We start from the raw sequence: 7,784 nt of genomic DNA on the forward strand, positions 1-7,784 counted from the left end.
ATCTGACACCCCGACGCCGTCAGCTCCGCGATCTGCTGCAACGTCGCGCCCACGTCCGAGGTCCGCGTCGTCGTCATCGACTGCACCGACACCGGAGCGTCCCCGCCCACCGCCACCGACCCGACCTGGATCTGCCGGCTCTTGCGGCGCTCGGCGAGCTTGGTAGGAACGGACGGCATGCCGAGAGAAATCGCAGTCATCTGCTGTGCAACCCCAAGTCGTGGATCAAGGTCCGGTCCCGTTGAGCGGCGGGCTCCAGGCTTCGAGATTACGGCACTCGGCCTTGGGCGAGCACATGCCACCCGGTAAGCCACTCGTCGGCAGGCGGCCGGGCGGAGCACCCGCCCGGCCGCCCCTCGACAGCGCGCGTGACAGGGTCCTGCGGGACAGCAGGACCTAGGAGATCTTGACCGGGTTCACCACGTCCGCGATCAGGACGAGGATCGTGAAGCAGATGAAGACGCTGGCCACCACGTAGGCCACCGGCATCAGCTTCGCCACGTCGAAGGGGCCCGGGTCGGGGCGGCGCAGCACCCGGGCGAGGTGGCGGCGCAGCGACTCCCACAGAGCGCCCGCGATGTGCCCGCCGTCCAGCGGGAGCAGCGGGAGCATGTTGAACAGGAACAGGGAGAGGTTGAACCCGGCGACCAGCATCAGGGCCATGGCCAGTTGCTGGGTCGGCGGGATGTGCAGGGTGAAGATCTCGCCGCCGACGCGGGCCGCGCCGACCACGCCCATCGGGGAGTCGGGCTGGCGGGGGGCGCCGTCGAACGCGGCGTTCCACAGGGCGGGGATCTTGCCGGGCAGGCCCGCGATGGAGTCGACGGCCTCGCCGAGCCGGTCGCCCATCCAGGTCAGGGACTCGCCGAAGTCCTGGCGGACGATGCCGGTGGCGGCGCTGAAGCCGAGGAAGCCGGCGGTGACGTACTGGCCCTGGACGATCTGGCCGTGGGCGTCCTTCTTGGCCACCTGGTTGGTGGCGATCTTCGCGTGCAGGGTGACGTCGTGGCCGCCGCGCTCGACGACGATGGGCACCTGCTTGCCGGGGTCGGCGCGGATGAGGTCGGAGAGCCGGTCCCAGTCCGCGGTGCGCACGCCGTCGAAGGAGACGACCTTGTCGCCGGCCTTCAGGCCCGCGGCGGCGGCCGGGGAGGCGGCGTCGCCCTTGGCGCAGGTGTCGCGGTTCTGGCTCTGGGCGATGACGCACTGGGAGACCGAGCTGACCGTGGTGGTCTGCTGCGAGATGCCGAAGCCCATCAGCACGGTGAGGAACAGCGCGACCGCCAGCACCAGGTTCATGAAGGGGCCGGCGAACATCACGATGACCCGCTTCCACGGGGCGCGCGTGTAGAAGAGGCGCTCGTCGTCGCCGGGGCGGAGTTCCTCGAAGGCGGCCGAGCGGGCCTCCTCGATCATGCCGCGCCAGGGCGAGGTGGAACGGGCGGTGATCCGGCCGTCCTCGCCCGGCGGGAACATGCCGATCATGCGGATGTAGCCGCCGAAGGGCACGGCCTTGAGGCCGTACTCCGTCTCGCCCTTGTGCCGCGACCAGACGGTGGGCCCGAAGCCGACCATGTACTGCGGCACGCGGATGCCGAAGAGCTTGGCGGTGGACAGGTGCCCCAGCTCGTGCCACGCGATGGAGACCAGCAGGCCGATCACGAAGACGACTATGCCGACGATCATCATCAGGGATGTCATGCACGCGCCTCCGCGGTCGCCGTCTGCGCTGTCAGTTCCCGGGCCCGAGCACGCGCCCAGGTCTCCGCCTCCAGAACGTCCCCCACGGTGAGCGTAGTTCCCGTACGGGGCGTGCCGTGCTCCTCGACCACCTGCGTCACGGTCGCCATGATCCCGTTGAAGGGCAGGGCGCCGCGCAGGAACGCGTCGACGCACTCCTCGTTGGCGGCATTGAACACCGCCGGGGCGGTGCCCGCGAGCCGGCCGACGTGCCGGGCGAGCCCGACGGACGGGAAGGCGTCGTCGTCGAGCGGGAAGAACTCCCACGTCGAGGCGGTGCTCCAGTCGAAAGCGGGGGCGGCGTCCGGGACGCGTTCGGGCCAGCCGAGACCGATGGCGATCGGCCCTCCCATATCGGGGGGCGTCGCCTGCGCCAGAGTGGATCCGTCCGTGAACTCGACCATCGAGTGAACATACGACTGCGGGTGTACGACGACCTCAATGCGGTCGAAGGGAATGTCGTACAGCAGGTGCGCCTCGATGACCTCCAGGCCCTTGTTGACCAGGGTGGCGGAGTTGACCGTGATCACCGGGCCCATCGCCCAGGTGGGGTGGGCGAGGGCGTCCTCGACGGTGACGTGGGCCAGCTCGTCCCTGGTGCGGCCGCGGAAGGGGCCGCCGGACGCGGTGACGACCAGCTTGCGCACTTCCGCGCGGGTGCCGGCCGCCAGCGCCTGGAAGAGCGCCGCGTGCTCGGAGTCCACCGGGATGATCTGACCCGGCTTGGCCACGGCCTTCACCAGAGGGCCGCCGACGATGAGCGACTCCTTGTTGGCGAGCGCCAGCGTGCGGCCCGCCTCCAGGGCGGCGAGGGTCGGGGCGAGGCCGATGGACCCGGTGATGCCGTTGAGGACGGTGTGGCAGTCGGAGGCGGCCGTCCGGGTGGCCGCCTCGGGTCCGGCGAGGATCTCGGGGAGCGGTTCGCCCGGCCCGTACTGGGCGGCGAGCGCCTCGCGCAGGACCGGCACGACGTCCTCGCGGGCGACGGCGACGGTCCGCACCCGCAGCCGGTACGCCTGCTCGGCGAGGAGGCCGACCCGTCCGCCGTTGGCGGAGAGCCCGGTGACCCGGAAGCGGCCGGGGTTGCGCAGCACGAGATCGATGGCCTGGGTGCCGACGGACCCGGTCGAGCCGAGGACCACCACGTCCTTGGGCCCGTCCCCGGCGACGGGGTCGAAGACGAGGTGCGGATCGGCGAGAGGGGCTGGACTGTCGCTCATCCCCCCATTGTGGCGGCACGGAGCGCCGGGCAGGACAGGGCGTCGCCCTTTCGGGAGGCGCGGGGTCCGCGGGACGCGGCGGCGACGCCTCGCCGCAGCGTCCCGCACGCACGCGGTGTGCCTGGGCCACCGGTCACGGCGCCCACCGGGCCGCGGGACCTTGCCCGGTCGCCGGACCGCTGGCCCTCCGGGCCTTGCCGGCCACCGGGCCGCAGGCCCTCGCCAGGCCACAGGGCCGCCGGGCCCTGAGATCGCGGGGTCCCGCCAGGCTGCCGGACCTCGCCGGGCCGTAAGGCCATGGGGCCGCCGGGCCCCCGGGCCTCGCCCGGTGCGCACCGGCGAGGACTCGCCGCGTGCGCACCGGGCGAGGGCCCTGCCGGGCTATGGCGTGGGCCGCGCGGGCGCCGTAGGCCTTATCGGATCGGGCGGTGCATGTTCGGGCGGCGGTCGGTGGACAGGGCGGTGTCCGCGATCCACGGGCCGTCGTCCGAGGGGTCGATCACGCCCTCCTCCAGCCAGGTGTACGCGCCGCCGAGGACGCCCTTGACGACCTTGCGGTCGAGGTCGTCGGTGTTGGTCCACAGCCGGTCGAACAGCTCGGCCACCCGGATGCGGGCCTGGCGGCAGAAGGCGTCGGCGAGCTGGTAAGCCTCGCGGCCGTGCTCGCCGCGGGAGCGCAGCAGCTCGGCGCGCACGCAGGCCGCGCTCATCGCGAACAGTTCCGCGCCGATGTCCACCACCCGCCCGAGGAAGCCCTGCTTGGTCTCCATCCGGCCCTGCCAGCGGGACATGGCGTAGAAGGTGGAGCGGGCGAGCTTGCGGGCGTGCCGTTCGACGTAGCGCAGGTGGCCGGAGAGGTCGACGTGCCCGGCCGGGTGGAACTCCGGGTAGGAGCGCGGGAGCTGACCGGGGCCGGCGACCAGCTTGGGCAGCCACTTGGCGTAGAAGACGCCCGCGTTCGCGCCCGCCTTGGCCTTGTCCTGGAGGGACTTGCCGGGGTCGATGAGGTCGCCGGCGACCGCGAGGTGCGCGTCCACGGCCTCGCGCGCGATGAGCAGGTGCATGATCTCGGTGGAGCCCTCGAAGATGCGGTTGATGCGCAGGTCGCGCAGCATCTGCTCGGCGGGGACGGCGCGTTCGCCGCGGGCGGCGAGGGAGGCCGCCGTCTCGAAGCCGCGTCCGCCGCGGATCTGGACGAGTTCGTCCGCCATCCGCCAGGCCATCTCGGAGCCGTAGAGCTTGGCGAGGGCGGCCTCGATGCGGATGTCGTTGCGGCTCTCGTCGGCCATCTGGGAGGACAGGTCGACCACGGCCTCCAGGGCGAAGGAGGTGGCGGCGATGAAGGAGATCTTCGAGCCGACCGCCTCGTGCAGGGCGACGGGCTTGCCCCACTGCTCGCGGGCCGCCGACCACTCGCGGGCGATCTTCAGGCACCACTTGCCCGCGCCCGCGCACATGGCGGGCAGGGACAGCCGCCCGGTGTTGAGGGTGGTCAGGGCGATCTTCAGGCCCTGCCCCTCCGCGCCGATGCGGTGGGAGGCCGGGACGCGGACCCGGTGGAAGCGGGTGACGCCGTTCTCGATGCCGCGCAGGCCCATGAAGGCGTTGCGGTGCTCCACCGTGACGCCCTCGGAGGCGGCCTCGACGACGAAGGCGGTGATGCCGCCGCGGTGGCCCTCGGACTTCGGCACCCGCGCCATGACGACGAGGAGGTCGGCCACCACTCCGTTGGTCGTCCACAGCTTGACGCCGTCGAGGACGTAGTCGTCGCCGTCGGGGACCGCGGTGGTCGCCAGACGCGCCGGGTCGGAGCCCACGTCCGGCTCGGTGAGCAGGAACGCCGAGATGTCGGTGCGGGCACAGCGCGGCAGGAAGGCGTCCTTCTGCTCCTGGGTGCCGAACATCTTCAGCGGCTGCGGCACGCCGATCGACTGGTGCGCGGAGAGCAGCGCGCCGACCGCCGGGCTCGCGGAGCCGGCCAGTGCGAGCGCCTTGTTGTAGTAGACCTGAGTCAGGCCGAGGCCGCCGTACTTGGTGTCGATCTTCATGCCGAGGGCGCCGATCTCCTTGAGACCGGTCACCACGTCGTCCGGGATCAGCGCGTCGCGCTCGATCCGGGCGCTGTCGATCTTCGTCTCGCAGAAGTCCCGCAGTTTGGCGAGGAACTCCTCGCCGCGCTGGACGTCGTCCTCGGCGGGCAGCGGGTGCGGGTGGATGAGGTCGAGCCGGAGGCGGCCGAGGAACAGTTCCTTGGCGAAGCTGGGCTTGCGCCAGTTCTGCTCCCGGGCGGCCTCCGCGACCTCGCGCGCCTCGCGCTCGGTCACGGTGGGCTTGTCGGTCGGCCGGTTGGTCGATGGTGCGGACATGAGGCTCACCTCGCCGCGAAGAGGGATCGGAGGGCGTTCCGTTACTGACCGGTGCTACTGGAACGTATGTACCCGAAAGCGTGAGGAGTCACCACCCCGGAGACGACTCCGCCGTCCCGCGCGGTCCCCGGCGGGAGCGCCGCCCGCCGCGCCGCCGGTCCGTCCTCGCGCCCGGACGCGGGGGCCCGGCCGCCTGAGCCCGGACGGCGTACGGGCCTGGCCGCCCGCGGGACGTCGGCGTGCCGTCGTCCCGCGGGGCGCGCGGGAGCGCGAGGGGCGCGGGCCCGGCGCGCCGCGGGCCGCTCGCTCCTCGCGCCGCCCGCCGGGGCACGTCGGCGCCGTTCCGGGCCGCAGGGCCGAACGGGTGACGTCCGCGGCCGCCGGCGCCGGGCCGCTGGCTAGTGCCTGGATGACGGGCGCGCCCGTGTCGGCCGGGGTGCGGCGGGGCTTCCCGGCCCGCCGTACGACGACGGCCGGCGCCCCCTGTGCGGGAGGCGCCGGCCGTCGTGGGCCACTGCTCGCCCGGTCTTACAGGGCGAGCCCGGTCAGCACGAGGACGCGCTCGTACGTGTAGTCGTCCATCGCGAAGCGCACGCCCTCGCGGCCCACGCCCGACTGCTTGACGCCGCCGTACGGCATCTGGTCGGCGCGGTAGGACGGCACGTCGCCGACGATCACGCCGCCGACCTCCAGGGCGCGGTGCGCGCGGAAGGCGGCCTGGATGTCGTGGGTGAAGACACCGGCCTGAAGGCCGTACTTGGAGTCGTTGACCGCGGCGAACGCGGCCGCCTCGCCGTCCGCCTTGCGCACGGTCAGCACCGGCCCGAAGACCTCCTCGCAGGAGATCGTCACGTCGTCCGGCACGTCGGCGAGGACGGTCGGCGCGTACGTGGCGCCGTCGCGGCCGCCGCCGGTGAGCAGGGTGGCGCCGGCCTCGACGGCCTCCCGCACCCAGGACTCGACGCGCTTGGCCGCGTCCTCGCTGACCAGCGGGCCGACGTCGGTCTTCGGGTCGGACGGGTCGCCGGTGACCTGGGCCTCGACGGCGGCCACGATGCGCGGCAGCAGACGGTCGTAGACCGCGGCGTCGGCGATCACGCGCTGCACGGAGATGCAGGACTGGCCGCCCTGGTAGTTGGAGAAGGTCGCGATGCGGTTCGCGGCCCAGTCCAGGTCCTCCTCGCTCGCGTAGTCGGCGAGCACGACGGCCGCGCCGTTGCCGCCCAGCTCCAGGGTGCAGTGCTTGCGCGGCGCCGAGTCCATGATCGCGTAGCCGACCTTGTCGGAGCCGGTGAAGGAGATGACCGGCAGCCGCTCGTCCTGGACGAGGGCGGGCATCTTGTCGTTGGCGACCGGCAGGACGCTCCAGGAACCGGCGGGCAGGTCCGTCTCGGCCAGCAGCTCACCGAGGACCAGTCCGGACAGCGGGGTCGCCGGGGCCGGCTTGAGGATGATCGGCACACCGGCGGCGATGGCCGGGGCGACCTTGTGGGCGCACAGGTTCAGCGGGAAGTTGAACGGCGCGATGCCGAGGACGACGCCCTTCGGGAAGCGGCGGGTCAGCGCGAGGCGGCCCTGGCCGCCGGCGTCGGTGTCCAGGCGCTGGGCCTCGCCGGCGTTGAACCGGCGGGCCTCCTCCGCGGCGAACCGGAAGACGGACACCGCGCGTCCGACCTCGCCGCGCGCCCACTTGACCGGCTTGCCGTTCTCGGCGGAGATGAGCTGCGCGATCTCCTCGGTGCGCTCCGCGAGCCGCTTGCCGACGTGGTCCAGGGCGGCGGCGCGCACGTGGGCCGGGGTGCCGGCGAACTCCTCCAGCACGGCGTGCGCGGCGGCCACGGCCTCCTCGACCTGGGCGTCGGTCGGCACGCCGACCTTCGCGACCAGGCGGCCGTCCCACGGGGAGGTGACGTCGAAGACGTCCTCACCGGTGGCCTGGCGGCCGGCGAGCCAGAAGGCGTGGGCCACGTTCTTGTCCTGGGGCATGGGCGAGTCCCGGCCTTTCCGCGTTGGTGTCGGGTGTCGTCGACGGCGGCGGTGTCGGCCCCCGTCGACGACAACGGTAGGTCGGACGGGGCGGACGGGCGCTTGGCCGCGGTGGAGCAGTACGGGGCGGGGGTGCGCCTCTTCGGCGTAGGGGCGGGGGGTCGGCGCGGGTTCGCCTGACGGGCCGGGGCGTCGGCGCGGGGGGGGGGCCCGACGAGCCAGGGGCGTCGGGGCGGGGCGCCCGACAGGGCGGGTTGTCGGCGCGGGGGGCCGGGCCGCGCGGGACCGGCGGGAGGACCCGGAGCACCGGGGGCATGGGGAGGACCGAGAGAGCAGGAAGCACCGGACGGACCGGGAGCACCGCGAGCAGCGAGCAGCCGGGAGGCCGGGAGGCCGGGAGGCCGGGAGGCCGGGAGGCCGGGAGGCCGGGAGGCCGGGAGGCCGGGAGGCCGGGAGGCCGGGAGGCCGGGAG

5 protein-coding genes are annotated in these 7,784 nt (G+C 73.4%); all 5 read right to left on the bottom strand.

Annotation, left to right across the window (positions count from 1 at the left end):
- On the bottom strand, positions 1 to 200 hold a 200-nt coding region (locus ABZ861_RS16915), incomplete at its 3' end, for a flavodoxin-dependent (E)-4-hydroxy-3-methylbut-2-enyl-diphosphate synthase (RefSeq protein ID WP_037868215.1).
- Positions 201 to 396: 196 nt separating this feature from the next.
- Positions 397 to 1,689, bottom strand: a complete 1,293-nt coding sequence (locus ABZ861_RS16920; protein WP_361631023.1) for a site-2 protease family protein — start codon at positions 1,687 to 1,689, stop codon at positions 397 to 399.
- Positions 1,690 to 1,697: 8 nt separating this feature from the next.
- The gene (gene dxr / locus ABZ861_RS16925; protein ID WP_361630476.1) at positions 1,698 to 2,960 is read right to left on the bottom strand and encodes a 1-deoxy-D-xylulose-5-phosphate reductoisomerase; all 1,263 of its coding nucleotides are present in this window, start codon (positions 2,958 to 2,960) and stop codon (positions 1,698 to 1,700) included.
- Between the two features lie 413 nt (positions 2,961 to 3,373).
- Positions 3,374 to 5,326: an acyl-CoA dehydrogenase family protein gene (locus ABZ861_RS16930; protein WP_361630479.1), complete on the bottom strand. Its 1,953-nt coding sequence runs from the start codon at positions 5,324 to 5,326 to the stop codon at positions 3,374 to 3,376.
- Between the two features lie 528 nt (positions 5,327 to 5,854).
- Complete coding sequence (locus ABZ861_RS16935) at positions 5,855 to 7,312, bottom strand: aldehyde dehydrogenase family protein (RefSeq protein WP_361630482.1); 1,458 nt, start codon at positions 7,310 to 7,312, stop codon at positions 5,855 to 5,857.
- Positions 7,313 to 7,784 lie beyond the last annotated feature (472 nt).

This window comes from Streptomyces sp. NPDC046985, from assembly GCF_040644415.1.
Lineage (GTDB): Bacteria > Actinomycetota > Actinomycetes > Streptomycetales > Streptomycetaceae > Streptomyces.

Coding starts and splice junctions, on each gene's coding strand:
- ABZ861_RS16920 (WP_361631023.1), bottom strand. CDS start 1,689: ATGATGATCGTCGGCATAGTCGTCTTCGTGATCGGCCTGCTGGTCTCC.
- dxr (WP_361630476.1), bottom strand. CDS start 2,960: ATGAGCGACAGTCCAGCCCCTCTCGCCGATCCGCACCTCGTCTTCGAC.
- ABZ861_RS16930 (WP_361630479.1), bottom strand. CDS start 5,326: ATGTCCGCACCATCGACCAACCGGCCGACCGACAAGCCCACCGTGACC.
- ABZ861_RS16935 (WP_361630482.1), bottom strand. CDS start 7,312: ATGCCCCAGGACAAGAACGTGGCCCACGCCTTCTGGCTCGCCGGCCGC.